The organism is Cedecea sp. FDAARGOS_727, from assembly GCF_012273235.1.
GTDB lineage: Bacteria > Pseudomonadota > Gammaproteobacteria > Enterobacterales > Enterobacteriaceae > Cedecea > Cedecea davisae.
In genome coordinates, this window is sequence record NZ_CP050966.1 from 3,420,677 (window position 1) to 3,438,685 (window position 18,009).

Genomic DNA, 18,009 nt, shown 5'->3' on the forward strand with positions numbered 1-18,009 from the left:
GATGTTATCCCGGTCAGTACAGCGTAACTTCGCGCATCATCTCAATTAACTTTCTCAAACCCGGATGCAGCTGCCTGCGGCTGGGGTAATACATCACCATCGGTTCGTCTTCGCACACCCATTCCGGGATAATCTGCACCAGCTGGCCGCTCTCCAGCAGCGGGCGCACGCGCACGTCCAGGCAGTAGGCAAGCCCGAAGCCGTTTAAGGCAGTATCAATAATCATCTCGCTCTCGTTGAGGATAAGCGAGCCGGGCACATCCAGCGCCAGCGCCTCTCCCGCATGATTCAGCTCCCATTTATAAAGCGTTCCGTTGCCGAGCCGCATGCGGATGCACTGGTGCGCCAGCAGATCGTTGGGATGTGATAAGGGCAGGTGAGCGCTATTCTTCAGATAGCCGGGCGAGGCGACGACAATCCATTTCAGCTTGCGCGTCACCGGCATGGCAATCATGTCCCGGGGAACGCTTTCGCCGTAGCGAATGCCCGCGTCATAACCGCTGCCGATAATGTCTACCAGCGTATTGTCGACGGTGATTTCCAGCTGGAGCCGCGGGTACATGGTCATGAACCGCGCCAGCACCGGAGTGAACAGCAGCTGAGCCGCGTCGCGCGGGATGTTAATGCGCAGCCGGCCGACGGGGGATTCGCGGTAATGATCCAGCTCGTCCAGCGCCATGCGGATATGGGAAAAGCCGGTTTCCAGGTGGCCCAGCAACGCCTCTCCGGCGTCGGTGGGCACTACCGAGCGGCTGGTGCGGTTGAGGAGGCGCACGCCAAGGCGCTCCTCCAGCCCGCGCATGGTATGGCTCAGCGCCGAGGTGGAAACCCCCAGTTCAGAGGCCGCCAGGCGAAAGCTTTTGCGGCGGCAGATAGCGAGAAAAACGTTCAGATCGGCGAGCTCGCCGCGTACCGGAACCGGCATAAAAGTGGCCTCAATCATCAAGGGTTCGTTGAAATTAATTCAACCTGACATGAGTTATTATAGATTCACAGAACAGACGGGAGTCAATAATGGCAGTCGAAACGATTCACATCGCAGGCATTTCTAAACCGGTCAGCCGCGTCGGGCTGGGCACCTGGGCAATTGGCGGCAGCATGTGGGGCGGGAGCAACGACGACGAGTCGATTGCCACACTGCACGCCGCGCTTGAGCGAGGCATCAACCTGATTGATACCGCCCCGGTTTATGGTTTTGGCCATTCTGAAGAGGTGGTGGGCAAGGCTCTGCTTGGCCGTCGTGACGGGGCAATTATTGCCACCAAAGTGGCGCTGGACTGGGACGATGCCGGGCGCGTTACCCGTAATTCCACCCCGGAACGCATCCGCAAGGAAATAGAAGACTCGCTGCGCCGCCTGCAAACCGACTATATCGACCTGTACCAGGTTCACTGGCCGGATAAGCTGGTGGCGATAGAAGAAACCGCCCGTACGCTTGAAGACCTGCACCGCGAAGGCAAGTTCCTGGCGCTTGGCGTCAGCAACTATTCTCCGGCTCAGATGGATAAGTTCCGCGGCGTGGCCCCGCTGGCAACGCTTCAGCCGCCGCTTAACCTGTTCGAACGTGGCGCAACCGAAACCGAACTGCTGCCCTATGCGAAATATCATCAACTGGTGGTGTTGGCTTACGGCGCTATCTGCCGCGGCCTGCTGTCCGGGCGTATGGATCCGCAAACCACCTTTGGCGAAGGCGACCTGCGAAGCTTCGATCCTAAGTTCCAGCCGCCGCGCTTTGGGCAGTCTCTGGCTGCGGTTGAAGAGCTGAAAGCCTTTGCTCACCAGCGCTACGGCAAAAGCGTCATGGCCCTGGCGCTGCGCTGGGTGCTGGACTCCGGCCCAACTATCGCACTGTGGGGCGCACGCCGCCCTCAGCAGCTTGAAGGTGTTGAGGAAGTGTATGGCTGGCAGCTTAGCGCTGACAACATGCGCGATATCGACGCTATCCTGAATAAGCATATCCCGGAGCCGCTTGGCGCCGAATTTATGGCACCACCGCACCGCGCATAACCTGGCGTAAAAGAGTCCCGCGCCTCATGCAGACCGCTGCCTGAGGCGCATTTTTTTGTTCACCTGCATAAGTAAAAAACGCTATGTCATCACTCAATGAACAGACCGTAAGCGCGGAAGCGGGGTCATCCTCTCTGTCGCGTGCCGGGCTGCTGAAAGCGCTGTTCGCCCTTGGTATGGGCGGCTTCGCTATCGGCACCGGCGAATTCGTCATCATGGGCTTATTGCCCGATGCGGCCAACGGGCTGCACGTTTCTATTCCGTCAGCCGGTCACCTGATTAGTATTTATGCGCTCGGCGTGGTTATTGGTGCACCTCTGCTGGCCGTGCTCGGCGCACGCATGGCGCGCCGTGATTTTCTTATTGTCCTGATGGCGATGTTTGCCGTCGGCAACCTGCTGAGCTCCTTTGCGCCGGGTTATTACTCGATGATGCTGGCGCGTTTTCTCGCCGGTTTCCCGCATGGCACCTTCTTCGGCGTTGCCGCGCTGCTGGCGGCAAGTCTGGTTGACCGGGCGAAACGCGCCCAAGCGGTGTCGATGGTGTTGCTCGGCCTGACGATTGCCAACCTGCTGGGCGTGCCCGCGGTTGCCGCTATCGGGCAGCTGTTTGGCTGGCGCAGCGCGTTCGCCATCGTCGGCGGGCTTGCGGTGCTGACGCTTATTCTGGTTCGCGCCTGGGTGCCGTGGAGTGAAGGCGACAAAGACGCCAGTCCGCTGCGGGAACTGACGGCGCTTACCCGCAAACAGGTGTTGTTGACGCTGGCTATCGGGGCCATCGGCAGCGGCGGTATGTTCTCGGTATTCAGCTACGTTAAGCCAACCATGCTGGAGCTGGCTCATCAGTCCGTGGGCATGATCCCGGTTATTCTCTCAATGTTTGGCCTCGGGATGATCGTCGGTAATATCGTAGGCGGCCGCCTGGCGGACAGAGGGCTGGAGAAAACCGTTCGCCTGCTGCTGATATGGGCCATTCTGGTGCTCAGCGCCTACGTCTATACCTCGCATTATCCGTGGCTTGGGGCGGTAACTGTGATGCTGGTCGGCACTATGGTTTCGCTCTCTTCTGTGCTGCAAATTCGCCTGATGGACGTGGCGGGAGATGCGCAAACCATGGCGGCGGCGATGAACCATTCTGCGTTCAATATTGCAAATGCGCTCGGCGCCTGGCTTGGCGGGGTGACTATCTCTGCGGGCTTTGGCTGGCAGTCCACCGGCTGGGTTGGCGCGATTCTGGCGGTCTTCGGCCTGATTATCCACACCTGGGCGGTTATTGACGCCAAAAAACAGGCTCCTTTAACCCATTAAGGTTTCCCCGTGATGTTAACTCTTACTCTCGCAGAAGCGCTTCTCGACGGCGTTAAAACCGTGGTGAAATCCCATGATTTGCCGCCCGTGTCGGCGGTGGTGCTGGACGCTGGCGGCCACCTGACCGCGTTTGGCCGCATGGACGGGACTTTCCTGGCAACCATCGATATTGCGGTGCAAAAAGCGCGAACTGCGGTGCTATTTCAGGCAAACAGCGGCGATGTTGGGGCTAATTTGCACCCCAACGGACCGGCTTATTCGCTGGAAAACAGTAACGGCGGGCTGGTGGGTATCGACGGCGGCATTCCGCTGCGCAATGCTCAAGGCGTAGTGATTGGCGCGCTCGGTATTTCCGGGGCAACTAAAGAGCAGGACGGGCAGATTGCCGCTCTTACGGTTGAAGCGGTGATGGGCGCTCCGGCATAAAAAAACCGGCAAAAGAGTGGGGTGAGTCTCCTTTGCCGGTTTTACTGAGAGAGGTTATTTCGCCATAAAATGCGGACCTTTCGCCACCGAATCCCGCACGATAAGGTCAGAAGCGTAAAGGTTATCTTTGGAGAAATAGCCCCCGTCCAGCATCGCGGTCAGGCGGTTTATCACCTCATGGATCATGTCGCTTACCGGCTCTTTCACGCTGGACAGCGCCGGGCTGAGAAATGCGCCTGTGGGAACGTTATCAAAGCCGATAATCGAAACATCGTCGGGAACCCTAAGCCCGGCGTTGCTCAACTGCTTGATGGCGCCAATGGCCATGTCGTCGTTGCTGGCAACCAGAGCGCTAAACTTTTCCCCGCGGGCAAGCAGGTTTTCAACACCCGCAGCGCCGCTCGCTGGCGTCCATTTTCCGGCAACGATCAGTTCGTCACGCGGGGTTAAACCCGCGTGTTCAAGCGCCTCTTTGTAACCCGCCAGACGCTCCCGCGCGGTAGGGGAGTCCAGCACCCCGCTGATAAAAGCGATTTCACGGTGCCCGTTATCAATTAAATGGCGCGTGGCGTTATAGCTGGAGCCTTTGTGATCGCAGCAAATACAGTGACTCTGGTGCTTACGCAGCTTGCGGTTCATCACCATTATCGGCTGCTTGTGCTGCCCGATAAGCAAGTCCATTTCGTCCACGCTCAAAAAGCGTGGATAGATAATCACCGCATCGCAGTGAAGGTCGAGCAGAAACTGCACCGCTTCCTGCTCTTCCCGGGCGCTGTGTTTTCCGTCTACCAGAATGAGCTGCCGCCCGCTGGCCTCAAGCTTAAGCGCCGCCTGCGACAGCAGCTCGCTGAAGTAATTGCCGCTATACAGGGTGTTGGTTACCACCAGGCCGATATAGCCTGATTTGCGGGTTGCCAGATTACGGGCCATGATATTTGGCCGGTAACCCGTTTCCTCAATAGCCTGATAAACCAGCGTTTTAGTGGCTTCACTGACGTAGCCTTTTCCGGTCAGCACGCGCGAAACGGTTGCCTTCGAGACGCCTGCTTTTTTCGCCACTTCCTGCATTGTTGACATAAAGGCTTCCCGTAGCTTGTTCATTTTCCGCCATTTTACACTTTTCGTCTCACGGAAGCAGTGTGCGTTATCTGGCGATCTGAATCACAAATTTAGATCAATATAAAAATAATTATTGTGATCTTATTTTCAACTTAACATGATTGTGTGGAACCGGTTACCTACGAAATCATAATAAGAGAACCCTACTTCATGGCGAACAAATATGTGGATGTATCCCGGCAGATTGTTGAGGCTTTAGGCGGGCCAGGAAACGTAGTGGCGGTGACCCACTGTATGACCCGTTTGCGCTTCGTATTGCGGGATGACGCCGCTATTGACGGCGCAAGGCTGAAATCTATTAACGGCGTGCTGGGCGTGGTGAAAAGCGACCAGCAGTGCCAGGTTATTATCGGCAATACCGTTTCTCAGGCTTATGCCGAAGTGCTGAAACATCTGCCCGAAGGCTCGCGGCCCGCGACAGTGCCTGCCGGAAAAAATAAACTGACCTTAAAGCGAATTGGCGCGGGAATACTCGATGCGTTGATAGGCACCATGTCGCCGCTTATTCCGGCCATTATCGGCGGCTCGATGGTTAAGCTGCTGGCGATGATCCTTGATATGGCGGGCCTGTTCGAAAAAACCTCCTCCACGCTGATTATCCTGAATCTTATCGGCGACGGAGCATTCTTCTTCTTGCCGGTGATGGTGGCGGCCTCCGCTGCGGTGAAATTTAAAACCAATATGTCGCTGGCGATTGCTATTGCCGGGGTGCTGGTTCATCCGGCGTTTATCGACCTGATGGCAAAAGCGGCTCAGGGCCAGCATGTTGATTTTATGGGCGTGCCGGTGACGGCGGTGAAATATACCTACACCGTTATTCCGGCGCTGGTGATGACCTGGCTGCTGTCTTATATCGAAAGGGCCATCGACCGTATCACGCCAGCGGTAACAAAAAACTTCCTTAAGCCGATGCTTATCGTGCTGGTGTCCGCTCCGATAGCAATTCTGCTAATTGGCCCGCTGGGCATCTGGATTGGCAGCGGTATTTCATCGCTGGTTTATACCGTTCACGGCTATCTGGGCTGGCTGTCCGTTGCCATTATGGGGGCGATTTGGCCGCTGCTGGTGATGACCGGGATGCACCGCGTATTCACTCCAACAATTATTCAGACCATAGCTGAAACCGGAAAAGAGGGCATGGTTATGCCGTCGGAAATCGGGGCCAACTTGTCTCTGGGCGGTTCTTCGCTTGCCGTTGCCTGGAAAACGAAAAACCCTGAACTGCGCCAGACGGCCCTGGCCGCTGCGGCTTCGGCTATTGTGGCAGGTATTTCTGAACCCGCGCTTTATGGCGTGGCGGTGCGGCTCAAGCGCCCGTTGATTGCCTGCCTGATTAGCGGGTTTATTTGCGGCGCCGTTGCCGGTATCGGCGGGCTGGCAAGCCATTCGATGGCCTCGCCGGGCTTATTCACCAGCGTGCAGTTTTTTGACCCGGCTAACCCAATGAGCATTGTCTGGGTCGCCGCTGTAATGATTCTGGCCGTGGTGCTCTCATTTATCACTACGCTTATTCTTGGCTTCGAAGATATCCCGGTTGAAGAAGCGGTGGAGAAGGGCAGCACTACGGCGTTTGTAGCACCAGATAATGCAGTAAAAACACTTTAAGCAGAGGTAAACATGGCAGAGACAGCATTTCCAAAAGGATTTTTGTGGGGCGGAGCAATAGCGGCTAACCAGGCGGAAGGCGCTTATCAGGAAGGCGGAAAGGGGCTGAGCACCGTGGATATGATCCCTCATGGTGAAAATCGCCTTGGGGTAAAGCTCGGCGTGGAGAAACGCTTTGAGCTGCGCGATGATGAATTTTATCCGAGCCACCAGGCGATTGATTTTTACCATCGCTATAAAGAAGACATCGCCCTGATGGCAGAAATGGGTTTCACCGTGTTCCGCACCTCTATCGCGTGGAGCCGCCTCTACCCGAATGGCGATGAAGCTACGCCAAATGAACAAGGGATCGCGTTCTACCGCGAACTGTTTGCCGAGTGTAAAAAGTATAATATTGAGCCGCTGGTTACCCTGTGTCACTTCGACGTGCCGATGCATCTGGTGCGTGAATACGGCTCATGGCGCAACCGTAAAATGGTGGATTTCTTCAGCCGCTACGCCCGCACCTGCTTTGAGGCTTTTAACGGCCAGGTGAAATACTGGCTGACCTTTAACGAAATCAACATCATGCTCCACAGCCCGTTTTCCGGGGCCGGGCTGGTGTTTGAGAAAGGCGATAACAAAGAGCAGGTGATGTACCAGGCCGCGCACCACGAACTGGTCGCCAGCGCCCTGGTGACCAAAATCGCCCACGAAGTTAACCCGGAAAACCAGGTCGGCTGCATGCTGGCGGGCGGCAACTTCTACCCATACAGCTGCAAGCCGGAGGATGTTTGGGCGGCGCTGGAAAAAGATCGTGAAAACCTGTTCTTTATTGATGTTCAGGCTCGTGGGGCTTATCCGGCCTATGCCGGACGCATGTTCCGTGAGAAAGGTATTGAGATTGTGACCGAGCCGGGCGACGCGGAGATCCTGAAAAATACCGTAGACTTCGTCTCCTTCAGCTATTACGCCTCGCGCTGTGCTTCAGCAGACATGAACGAGGGGAATACTAACCCGGCTAATATCATTAAGTCGCTCAAGAACCCGCATATTACTTTCAGCGAATGGGGCTGGGGCATCGACCCGCTTGGCCTGCGCATTACCATGAATATGATGTATGACCGTTACCAGAAGCCGCTGTTCCTGGTGGAAAACGGGCTGGGCGCGAAGGACGAGCTAAATGCGAAGGGGGAAGTTGACGACGAATACCGCATTAGCTATCTGCGTGAGCATATTAAGGCGATGGGCGAAGCAATTGAGGATGGCATCCCGGTGATGGGCTATACCTCTTGGGGCTGTATTGACCTGGTTTCCGCTTCTACCGGCGAGATGAGCAAGCGCTACGGCTTCGTCTACGTTGACCGCGATGATGCAGGAAAAGGCACGCTTGCGCGTACGCCGAAGAAGTCATTCCACTGGTATAAGAAGGTGATTGCCAGCAACGGCGGAGATCTGGAGTAAATCTCCTTTGTTTCCCCCCTCCAGGCGGATGGGGGGAAAACCCTCTCCGTTGGGAGAGGGTGAGGATGTTTATCAGAACGCGATAGAACCCTGTACGAAGAAGGTACGCGGCTCACCAACGTATTTGCCCGAGTTGTTGTCGCTTGAGCGGGTGTAATAACGCTGATCGAACAGGTTTTTAATCCCTGCGCCCAGTTTCAGGTGAGACAGAGACGGGCCGAAGTCATATTCGCCGCGCATATTCCACACCATATAACCCGCGATATTGCCGTACTGGCCGTCCGCGCTTTCGTCGGTGATGTAGGTATCGCCGGTACCCGGAGAGCGTTGCTTAGACTGGGCAAAGCTGTCCAGATTCCACACCCAGTCTCCGGTCGCATAGCGGGTGCCAACGGTGTAAACCTGGCGCGAGTAATACGGCAGGTCTTTATCCGCAAAGGCGCCGTTGTCGCTGGTGGCTTTGGTGTAGGTATAAGTCGTGTAAAGGCTCACGCCGTCCAGCGCGCGGTTCAGCTCGCTCAGATCGTAGTTTAGCGCCAGCTCAATCCCCTGGTGTTTGGTTGCGCCAAGGTTAGTCCAGCCGACGGTATTGCTGATGTATTGCAGCTGATCGTCAAAGTCGATGTAGAACAGGGTTGCTTCGGCTTTGATTACCGTATCATCGTAGCGGGTACCCACTTCGTAGGTATGCGCTTTCTCCGGCGTCAGGCCCGGTGCAGGCTGGCTGCCGTTGCCGCCTTTGGTCAGCTGGAAGTATTGCATGCTACCAAACGAGGTGCTGGCGTTGGTGAAGACATTCCAGGAATCCGTCAGGTGGTACATCACGCTGATGGAAGGCAGCGGCTGGCTGTAGTTCTTCTCGCGGCTGATGTTGTTAAAGTCGTCGCTTATGTGGGTCTTGATGCTTTCATAGCGCATGCCCGGCGTAATGGTCCAGTTGCCGACGTTGATGGCATCATCAATATAAAATGCGTTTGCCGCCGTGCCGCCGTAAGTGTGCTGATAATAGGTCGATGCATCAGGCTGTTGCCAGGTTTTATCCGGGTTGTAGCTGGTCGAGCGGAAGGCTTTTTCATCCGCAGTTTCGTTCAGGTAACGATAACCGACGGTGACTTCATGAGACATATCCCAGAAGCGGAACAGTTGTGAATAAGAAGGTTCGAAAGCCCAGGTGGTGTAATGGCGCGGGAAGGAGCCCATCTGGAACAGGCCTTTGTTACCCACCTTTTGCGCAATATCGCTGCCGCGATAGCTGTCGGTGAAGTAGGTCAGGACTTCGAGCTGCTTGTCATCTTCGCTGTGCTTATATTTGAAGGACATATCCTTGCGGCGGCCTTCAAACTGATCCCACGCGCGGGTGGACTGGAACGGATTAGCCGCATATTGCGCGCTGGTCAGGCCGCCCGGCATGCCTGCTTTAGCATCGTAATAGTGGAAGTTAGCCTGGAGTTCATCGCGTTCGGTGAAGGCGTACTTCGTCTTCAGCATAAAGTCGTCGATGTCGGTATTGTCGTTGCTGTCGCGGTAGCCCTGGCCGTGCAGGCCGGAGTACAGCAGCTCGGCACCCAGACCGTTATCGGACGTGCCGCCGACGGAGGCGCTGGTCAGCGTTTTCAGGCCGCCGTGGCTTGCGCCCTGGGTCTGAGCGCTAACGGTGCCGCCAAAATCTTTTGGAATGTCGCGGGTGACGAAGTTAATCACGCCGCCGACGTTTTGCGGCCCGTAACGCACCGCACCGCCGCCGCGAACCACGTCAACGGACTGAATATTGCCGATGCCCAGCGGAGCCATAGAAAGCTGAGGCTGGCCGTAAGGGGCTACTGCCAACGGTACGCCATCCATCAAAATAGTGGAGCGTGGAGACAGGCGCGAAGTCAGGCCGCGCACGCCAACGTTGAGGGAAATATCGCTGCCGCCGGTGCCGTTGCTGTCGCGAACCTGAACGCCAGGAATGCCCTTCAGCGCATCGGCGACGGTTTCGGAACCCTGCTCGCGCAGCTGCTGCTCGGTTACGATCGAGCGGGCACCCGGGTGGTTAAGCAGTACGGTGCTGTTGTCCGGGTTATCCAGCCAGTTACCGACGACGGTAATGTCATCAGCCGGTTTCTCGGTTTTGGTTTTATCAGTTTGAGTTTGTTCTGCGGCAAGCGTCGGTAACGCAAAGGCTATCGCACTGGCCAAGAGAGAGACACGAAAGAGGGGGCGCATCATCATTCCTTTACAACGTGGGTTTGCTGTTATGTTATTTTTTTGGAAATGACAATCTTAATGATAATTATTTTCAAGTAAATAGTTTTGTTGCGGAATAATTCGGGATAAGACGAAAAGTAAGCAAAGAAAGCCGAGTCTTTATTTCAGACCCGGCTCGGGTTGGATTAAGGCGTTACCCAGAACACGCCGCTGTAGTCCAGGGCGGTGAACTGTTTATGCACCTGTTCGATGTCAGCCTGCGGGTCGATATCTTTAAACAAATCCGGGTGCAGGAATTTGGCGATGGTTTCCACGGCGATATAGTTCAGCGGTGAGTCGTAGAACTGGTGGTAAATCGCCATAACACGCTTCTCTTTTACCGCCGTAAGCACGTTGATTCCGGTGCGGTTCATCAGTGCTTTGAGCTTCTGCTCTGCAACTGCTTTATCGGCAACGTAGCCCAGCGGCACGGCCTGAGGCGAACGGTTGCCGCGGTTCCAGTCGGCACCGGTCATCAGGTAGAAGTCCGGATTGCTGGTGATAACCTGCTCGGTGTTCACCTGGCCGCTCATTTCCGGGAACAGCTTGCTGCCGATGTTATTCCCGCCGGCGGTATCAATAAACTGCCCATAGCTACCTTTGCCGAAGGTCTGGCAGCATTCGTCGCCGCGAATGCCTGCCGCACGTTCAATAAACACGCTCGGGCGCTGCTCCGGCTTCAGAGTGGCAACGCGCTCGCGCACCAGGTTCATGCGCTGCTGGTAATACTGAATAAAAGCATCGGCGTTTTTCTGCTCATCAAACACTTTACCCAGCAGTTCGATGCTTGGCAGGGTATTGGTCAGCGGCTGCTGGCGGAAATCGATAATCAGTACCGGAATGCCTACCTTTTCCAACTGGCCCAGCACGCCGCTGTTCTTCAGTTTTGGCAGGACGCCAATATCAAAAATGATTAAATCCGGCTGCAGGCTCACCGCTTTTTCTACGCTGAAGTCGGTGTAGTAGGGGTTTTCAAACATGGAGATTTTGCTGACCTGCGGGAATTTTCTCGCGTAGGCCTCCGCCAGATCCGGCGCTTTGGTTTTTAGCGAGTTATCCCAGGCGATAACGTCCTGGAGAGGATCTTTCGGGTGGATGATATTCAACGCCAGCAGGGCGCGGGCATCGGCCAGCATCACGCGTTTTGCCGGGCCTGGCAGGGTAACTTCGCGCCCGGCGACGTCGGTAACTACAATCGGTGCAGCCTGGGCCGCGCAGCTCAGTAATGTAACGGCGGCAAGCAGCCAGCGAGCTTTGGCGGTAAACACTGTGAACATGGGTGACCTTCAGAACGGGGAATATTTCGAAAGGGAATGATAATCGATCTCATACCGTTTGGAACGGGGCTGCGGGAATTTTTCTGAGCGCCAGGATGCGGCCGCGTGTGGAACCTCAGGATTAAGTACTGGTGATTAACGGACTTAGTGAGCAATAAAGCGCCGTCCTCCGGACCGGAGCTTTATCTATACACTCGCGCTTTGTTTACTGGCTATCAGTACAGCGTAGCCAGTTTGCGCCTCACGCTGGCGGGCGATATATCGCCATTGTTGTTGTACTGAAAGTCAATCTCGCCCAGGAGTTGATCATAGGTTATACCGTTGGTGCTGGAGAAACTCAAAATCGGCAAAGGGATTGTTGATTTTTTTAGCAGCAACGAACTGACCCGGCGAAATTCTAGTTTTTTTAATCGATAGGATCTTTTTCCATCAGAACTGTGTATCGCTCCTTCCGGGGATTTGACGTTGATTGAATCATGTAAGGCTGGGGGTGTGCCGGGAATAAGCTCGTAGTGAGACACAACATTGATCACGCAAGCCTTATTTTGGCTATCTCTCTCCTGGGAGAGTAAAGTTTTTCTCAAATGATCGATTGTTTCATTCACCAGACTTATTCTTTTATCCACCATCGCCATTTTTTTCAGAGAAAGAACTTTCTTGAGCTTTTTCTTACCATCAAGAGTGATGAACATTGGGGTTTTTTCTACGCTGCTAATGTTTTTTGTGTTGTGAAAAACATTATCTAATGCCATTTTTTTATTATTGGTTTGTTGGGTGTCAATCAGAGTCAGACCATCCTTGCTGTAGACTTTACCTAATGCCTTATTTTCCTCCAGTAAGGGTAATGGCTGGCACAGGTGCATTCCATTCTCTGTCTCGTACATGGCAACGGGCATGATTTTCCATTCAGCAAACAAATTGGCATTCTGAGAGAGTGTTGTGATCTTTACGTTGCTCTTCTTAGCCGAGAATTCATTTTCTTTACCCACTACTGATTTTGATGTTTTACTCTTTATATTTAATAACTCTAAAGCGAGTCGGGCACCAACGGCGGTACGCGGCATAACCATATACGTGCTGGCATTGGCCATTCCACCTGCCTGTAGTCTGAGTTCACTTTTCGCTTCTATTTTAATAACAAATTCTTTTTCCTTTATTTTTTCAGCCTCAGATTTATTAATAATTATATTCTTAATCTCTGACTTTTTTTGCGGGTTGGAAAATTGCGTGGCAAACTTATAGAAGTTATCTTCCGACAGGTCAAATGAAAAATCATTTCCAGAAATACATTTCGCCGCCATTATAGCATTGGCCTCGAAAGGCATTATCGTCATGAAATCTAGACCGCTTGCACTAAGCATAGTTTTTTCTAAGCCCTGCCCACCCCCTGCCAGACCAGTGACAGCAGACTTACGCCTGTTGCTAAATGATAACTTAATATTACCCATGTCTGTTTTTGAAATCGTCAAGTTATGGCTGTTTGATAGCTCAGCGACCACACCAGCAAACCACCCGGGAGCGAAAGGTATGCCGCCGGAGGATATACCGAAAAATGCAGCGATTCTGTCAGTTCTGGTCAGATGAATCGCCTCTTTGGGCTTTATTTGTTTTGCCAGATGAAGTAACGACTCTGACGTTTCCGTCCTGGATTCAATACCCAGAGCGTTATCAACCGCTCTGGATAAAGGGTGATTCGGTGACCCTAAAATATTGATATTGCGGTTGTATAATTCACCTTTACGAGTGACCTTGCTTCCTTGCAGCCCGGAGGCCGCCCTGATTTTTGCCGAGACGGTAGCGCAAATGCCGCTTACGCCCGGATCAATAGCTTTTGCTGCATGGATCAGGGTTCGTTTCTTTAGACCTTCCGCAGAACAGGACCTGGAACGCTTTATATGAGTTCTAAAATTATCGACGATTGAAGAAAAGAGAGGGATCGTCGTGCTGCTGAAGTTGGCTTTGCGGTCTGAAGTAAACGGGAGACCGGCGTGGTACTTTTCATGTGGGTCATTGCCCAAACGTGATGAGAAATTCTGTGGCGGTTTATGGCTTATTCTACTTACTGAAAGCCTCCTGTTTGATATGTGTTTTGGGTTAATGAAAAATACTCTTCCCTTTTTCCCATTGCTGGTGTTTATTTGCAGGAAGCCCATGGATTTTTTTATACTTATTACGCTAAATCCGGACGGAAGAGGGATTTTTATTTCATATTGCATAAAAGAGTAGTCCTTTATGCTGTTTTCTTTCTTAATAGATTTCAGGTAAAGCTTTCCATTTTTACAAAAATAAGAAGAGGAAGTGTTTTCGTCAGTTTTAAATGCCAGTTCATCAATTTTATTGTTTTTTCTAAGTTCTGAAAAGTTGAGATTAACAAATTGTTCGCTGGTGTTAATGTTGGTTTCAGGGGCGGATATTTCAATGGAATAGCTTTTTTCAGTTTTTTTGTCAACGCCGATCAATAGCCCATCATCATTTATATAAAGCTCTTTAAAACGTATGTCACACTTATAATTTATAAGCTGCGCCGTTTTGTATTTATAACCAGAAGTGTTTTTTACGACTAAGCCTTTAAATAAATCATATTGCTTTCCCTTGATTAATACAAGGTGACCCTCATCGTCAATAGACATGCCTAAACTATTTATGGGTAGCGTTTTTGCCATGCCACAATATACATAGTTTTTTGAGCTGATATTGTTAGCTAAGGTTTCGTTGTATTTTATTCTCGCCATGTGCCGAGTGGATTTGTTATTGCTGGTAAGTGTTAGACCCTCCTTTAATTTTTCGTGCATCGGTGTTGTCGATGAGTTTTGTATCTCTTTTATCTTGTCGGTGAATGTAACTGCATCGCCTACAGAAAAGGAATGGCGTCGGATTAAATAGTCACTTTTTGCAAGTGTGTTTGCGCTGTAAATATTAGGGGTTAGATTTAGCATTTATCCTCCGGTTGGGGTTGTTCCCTCAGTGATAATGAAGGGGAGAGTAATTGCAAATTACTTTGAAATAATGATTGAGTTATAAACGCGTGAACTTGATCATAGAGTTTTAAGAGTAAATAAGATCTCAATCAATATTGAGTGGCTAATATGTTGGCTATTTTTTATTGTCTTTAATGAAATACTATTAAAATGAATGATAAATGTTGTGGCGATGTATATAGAGAATAAGCCGCCCTCCTCTGATATAAATAATACCGCTGACTACCGGCTAAATTATAGCTATCAGCGGCTAGCTCCTGCTCTGCCTGGCGGCCAGCTTCGCCGGGCATAAATTTTTCAGCCGCTCTATCAGCCAACGTCCTGCGGGGCCTGGAGGTGAAGCGATGGGGTAAACGCCAAACATTGGCAGCGCCAGCCCGCCCGGCGGAACATCCTCAATAGACAGCTCAACCAGCCGACCTTCCTGAATATCTCGCTGCACCACGTGCGACGGCATACTGCCCCAGCCCAGGCCGTCCAGCAAAAATGCATGCTTGGCTAAAAGGTCGCCCAGCCGCCAGGTGGAAGGCGACATCACGCCAAACTCTTTTCCTTTGGAAAGCTCGGAGCGGTCTGTCAGCACCAGTTGAACGTGTTTACTCAGTTCTGCTTTTGGCACCATGCCTTTGATCTGCGCCAGCGGGTGCTCGGGCGCGGCAACCATCACCAGTGAAACGCCGGTCAGACGTTCGCCGGTTAATGAGTCGGGCATATCCGGCAGCGAGCCGAGAATACCAATGCCCGCGCTGCCGTTGAGTACCGGCTTATAGCCGCCGCCCAGGGCTTCGACAAGCAGCCGCAGCGGCGTGCCCGGGAACTGTTCTCTGAAGGCTTTTGCCGCCGAGGTGATAGCTTCCAGCGGGAAGAAAACATCCACGACTACCGAAAGCTCGGACTCCAGCCCGGAAGACATGCCGCGCGCCCGGGCTTTCATAAAATCAACGCGTGAGACAATGCCCCGGGCATCGGCCAGCAGCACGGTCCCTTCTGCGGTTAACTTCGGGTAACGGCCCGAGCGGTCGAACAACTGCACGCCAATTTGCGCCTCAAGTCCTCTAATCAGATCGCTTATAACCGACTGCGCCCGATACATTTTGCGGGCTGCGGCAGAAAAGCTGCCCTCATCTACGGCGGCAATGAAAGTTCTGAGTTGATCGAGCGAAATACCGTCCAGCATGGTTGCGCCTTGTTAGCTGTGGCAGGGGGAGAAGCGGAATATAGCCCTAACGCCTGACTTTGTCATCGCGGACATTGGTAAATTCATCCATCGGCTGAGGCGATGGATTGCATCGAAATATAACGGCTATTCGGGTGAAAAAGGCGGTGGCATAGTGGCAGCCATGTTCAGCGAATGCCAAAGAATTGAGCGCGCCTATGTTCACTGCCCTGAAAAAGCTCTTTACCCGTTCATCCACTACTCAGAGTTCCAGCCCGGAGGCTAAAACCATGTCGACCATTCTGCATATTGATACCAGTATCCTTGGCGGTTACTCCGTCAGCCGCCAGCTGTCGGCCGAGATTGTTGCTCGCCAGAAAACCCTGCATCCCAACGCGACAGTTATCTATCGTGACCTGGTGGAAGCGCCAGCGCTGCATCTTTCCGATAAACACATCGCCGCCTTCCAGGGCGCAGAAGTAACCGATGCCGCACTGGGTGCCGACTTGGCCGTTGGCGGCGCTTACATCGACGACTTGTTTGCCGCTGACGTTATTGTTCTCGGCGTGCCGATGTACAACTTCTCCATTCCTTCACAGCTGAAAGCGTGGATCGACCGCGTTTGTGTGGCGGGCCGCACCTTCCAGTACGGCGCTAACGGCCCGGAAGGTCTGCTGCCAAAAGGCAAGAAGGTATTTATCGCTTCCTCGCGAGGCGGCCAGTACACAGGCGACAGCCCGGTGGCATTCCTCGAACACCAGGAAACCTATCTTAAAGCGGTGCTTGGTTTCATTGGCCTGACCGATGTGACCGTGATCCGTGCCGAGGGCGTAAGCCGCGGTGATGAAGTTAAAAACGCGGCGCTTGCCGAGGCAAAAGAGCAGATTGCCGCGCTGTCCTGATAACTGACCTCGCGCCTTAAATCAATTTAACGAGAAACCCGAATGGACAGATACGCTACTAACTTCGCGACCGTGGGTCGTATTGTGATTGCCGCGATTTTTATCGTCAGCGGTCTTGGGAAGATTGCCGCGCCTGAGGCGACGCAGGGCTATATTGCCTCGGTAGGGCTGCCGTTCCCGTTGCTCGGGTACATTATCGCCCTGGCGGCTGAAGTGGGAGGCGGCGTGTTGCTGCTGGTGGGCTATCGCACTCGTTTGATTGCTGCGTTACTGGCAATCTTCACCGTGGCGACGGCGTTATTCTTCCACCACAACTTTGCCGACCAGAACACCGTGCTGCACTTCCTGAAGAACCTGATGATCGCGTCAGGGCTGCTGCAAATCTCCGCGCTGGGGGCAACTTCACTGAGCTTTGATACGCGCCGCCTGCGCCGTCAACTGCGGTAATTCGCTTTATCAGAGGCCTCTTCAACAGAGGCCTCAATCCCGTATTAAAAGGCCCGCCAGATAAGTACCGCAATACCGCCAAACAAAATCCATTTGACGATGTAATAAATCGTCTTATTCCAGCTTTTCAGCTTCTTGCCAACGATGCGAATCTGGTAGATATAGCGGAAAGCCCGGTTAATTCCCCCGATCCGATCGTTTTCATCATTAGGCGCAGAGGCGGCGCTCATCAGATTACGCCCCAGCCAGTGGTTGACCCACTGCGCCCAGCGGTAGCGCATCGGTCTTTCGACATCGCAAAACAGGATCAGGCGGTTCTCGCCGCTGGTATTTTCCGCGTAGTGAATATAGGTTTCATCAAACAGCACGCCTTCGCCGTCCCGCCAGCTGTAGCGTTTGCCGTCCACTTCGATAAAGCAGCGGTCATCATTTGGCGTTGCCAGCCCCAGATGAAAACGCAGAGATCCTGCGTAAGGATCGCGGTGGCGAGGCAGTCGGCTGCCGTCCGGGAGGGTGGCAAACATCGCCGCCTTGACCGAAGGAATGGCGCGCAGCAGCTCGGTTGTTTTCGGGCAAAGCTGGCTTGCGGACGGGTGGGCGTTTTCATACCACTTCAGATAGAAGCGCTTCCAGCCGGTTTTAAAAAATGAGTTAAACCCGGCATCGCTGAATTTCTCTGCGGCTTTAATTTGCTCCAGCTTTTGCAGGTTTATCCCTTCCTCGCGAATAACATCCCAATTCTGCTGCAAAATTGCCAGCTCGGGGAAAGTCTGCACGTTTAAATAAGGCGTATTGGGCACCCTGGAAAACAGATACATAAAGCCGTTGAGCGGGGCGGTAAAAGTTGAATGATCGGAGAGCTGCCGCCAGAAGCGGAAGCGAACCCGGCCGCGATAATGCACGTAGACCACTGAAATAACGAGAATAAGCAAAATGATATATTTCATATTCTATTATCTGACCGCTGTGTGTTTTTTATCGTTCCCAGCCGAACCTTTATAAAGGTTCAGAGTACCCTGAACACTAAATTCGCATCTGTTGCAGCAATACAGCTTAGCAGTGGTTTTAGCGAAGTAAATAATCGCCGGACAGGTTTGGCGCTTGTCTAAATGC

Annotated in this window: 14 protein-coding genes; 7 read left to right on the forward strand and 7 right to left on the reverse strand. The window is 53.0% G+C overall.

What is annotated here, in order from left to right; translation table 11 throughout:
- Positions 1–13: 13 nt before the first annotated feature.
- Complete coding sequence (locus tag FOC35_RS16120; protein WP_216845768.1) at positions 14–943, reverse strand: LysR family transcriptional regulator; 930 nt, start codon at positions 941–943, stop codon at positions 14–16.
- 71 nt (positions 944–1,014) lie between these two features.
- On the opposite strand from FOC35_RS16120, the gene FOC35_RS16125 reads away from it, so the two are divergent.
- The 3 genes from FOC35_RS16125 (at position 1,015) to FOC35_RS16135 (ending at position 3,740) form a co-directional block, all read left to right on the forward strand.
- Positions 1,015–2,007: an aldo/keto reductase gene (locus FOC35_RS16125; protein WP_172569466.1), complete on the forward strand. Its 993-nt coding sequence runs from the start codon at positions 1,015–1,017 to the stop codon at positions 2,005–2,007.
- 83 nt (positions 2,008–2,090) lie between these two features.
- Positions 2,091–3,314, forward strand: coding sequence for an MFS transporter (locus FOC35_RS16130; RefSeq protein WP_172569467.1), 1,224 nt, complete (start codon positions 2,091–2,093; stop codon positions 3,312–3,314).
- 12 nt (positions 3,315–3,326) lie between these two features.
- Positions 3,327–3,740 (forward strand): heme-binding protein, encoded by a 414-nt coding sequence (locus FOC35_RS16135; protein ID WP_172569468.1) that lies wholly within the window; start codon positions 3,327–3,329, stop codon positions 3,738–3,740.
- Between the two features lie 54 nt (positions 3,741–3,794).
- On the opposite strand, the gene FOC35_RS16140 is transcribed toward FOC35_RS16135, so the two are convergent.
- Entirely contained in the window at positions 3,795–4,841 is a 1,047-nt protein-coding gene (locus FOC35_RS16140) for a LacI family DNA-binding transcriptional regulator (protein WP_172569469.1), read from the reverse strand.
- A 168-nt stretch (positions 4,842–5,009) separates the two neighbouring features.
- Here FOC35_RS16140 and ascF point away from each other — a divergent pair, with 168 nt between their 5' ends.
- Entirely contained in the window at positions 5,010–6,464 is a 1,455-nt protein-coding gene (gene ascF / locus FOC35_RS16145) for a PTS cellobiose/arbutin/salicin transporter subunit IIBC (protein ID WP_172569470.1), read from the forward strand.
- A gap of 12 nt (positions 6,465–6,476) precedes the next feature.
- Positions 6,477–7,907 (forward strand): 6-phospho-beta-glucosidase, encoded by a 1,431-nt coding sequence (locus FOC35_RS16150; protein ID WP_172569471.1) that lies wholly within the window; start codon positions 6,477–6,479, stop codon positions 7,905–7,907.
- Positions 7,908–7,979: 72 nt separating this feature from the next.
- On the opposite strand, the gene FOC35_RS16155 is transcribed toward FOC35_RS16150, so the two are convergent.
- The 4 genes from FOC35_RS16155 to FOC35_RS16170 all read right to left on the reverse strand — a co-directional run bounded on the left by FOC35_RS16155 (position 7,980) and on the right by FOC35_RS16170 (position 15,568).
- Entirely contained in the window at positions 7,980–10,115 is a 2,136-nt protein-coding gene (locus tag FOC35_RS16155; RefSeq protein ID WP_172569472.1) for a TonB-dependent siderophore receptor, read from the reverse strand.
- Positions 10,116–10,282: 167 nt separating this feature from the next.
- Positions 10,283–11,413, reverse strand: a complete 1,131-nt coding sequence (locus FOC35_RS16160) for an ABC transporter substrate-binding protein (protein ID WP_172569473.1) — start codon at positions 11,411–11,413, stop codon at positions 10,283–10,285.
- A gap of 215 nt (positions 11,414–11,628) precedes the next feature.
- Positions 11,629–14,349 carry a hypothetical protein gene (locus tag FOC35_RS16165; protein ID WP_172569474.1) on the reverse strand — a complete coding sequence of 907 codons (2,721 nt, stop codon included), beginning with the start codon at positions 14,347–14,349 and terminating at the stop codon, positions 11,629–11,631.
- 292 nt (positions 14,350–14,641) lie between these two features.
- Positions 14,642–15,568, reverse strand: a complete 927-nt coding sequence (locus tag FOC35_RS16170; protein ID WP_172569475.1) for a LysR family transcriptional regulator — start codon at positions 15,566–15,568, stop codon at positions 14,642–14,644.
- Positions 15,569–15,837: 269 nt separating this feature from the next.
- On the opposite strand from FOC35_RS16170, the gene FOC35_RS16175 reads away from it, so the two are divergent.
- Together FOC35_RS16175 and FOC35_RS16180 are read left to right on the forward strand one after the other, a co-directional pair.
- Positions 15,838–16,449: an FMN-dependent NADH-azoreductase gene (locus FOC35_RS16175; RefSeq protein ID WP_216845769.1), complete on the forward strand. Its 612-nt coding sequence runs from the start codon at positions 15,838–15,840 to the stop codon at positions 16,447–16,449.
- Between the two features lie 42 nt (positions 16,450–16,491).
- Positions 16,492–16,896, forward strand: coding sequence for a DoxX family protein (locus FOC35_RS16180; protein WP_172569477.1), 405 nt, complete (start codon positions 16,492–16,494; stop codon positions 16,894–16,896).
- A gap of 44 nt (positions 16,897–16,940) precedes the next feature.
- On the opposite strand, the gene lpxO is transcribed toward FOC35_RS16180, so the two are convergent.
- On the reverse strand, positions 16,941–17,843 hold the full coding sequence (lpxO, locus tag FOC35_RS16185) for a lipid A hydroxylase LpxO (RefSeq protein WP_172569478.1): 903 nt from the start codon (positions 17,841–17,843) through the stop codon (positions 16,941–16,943).
- Positions 17,844–18,009 lie beyond the last annotated feature (166 nt).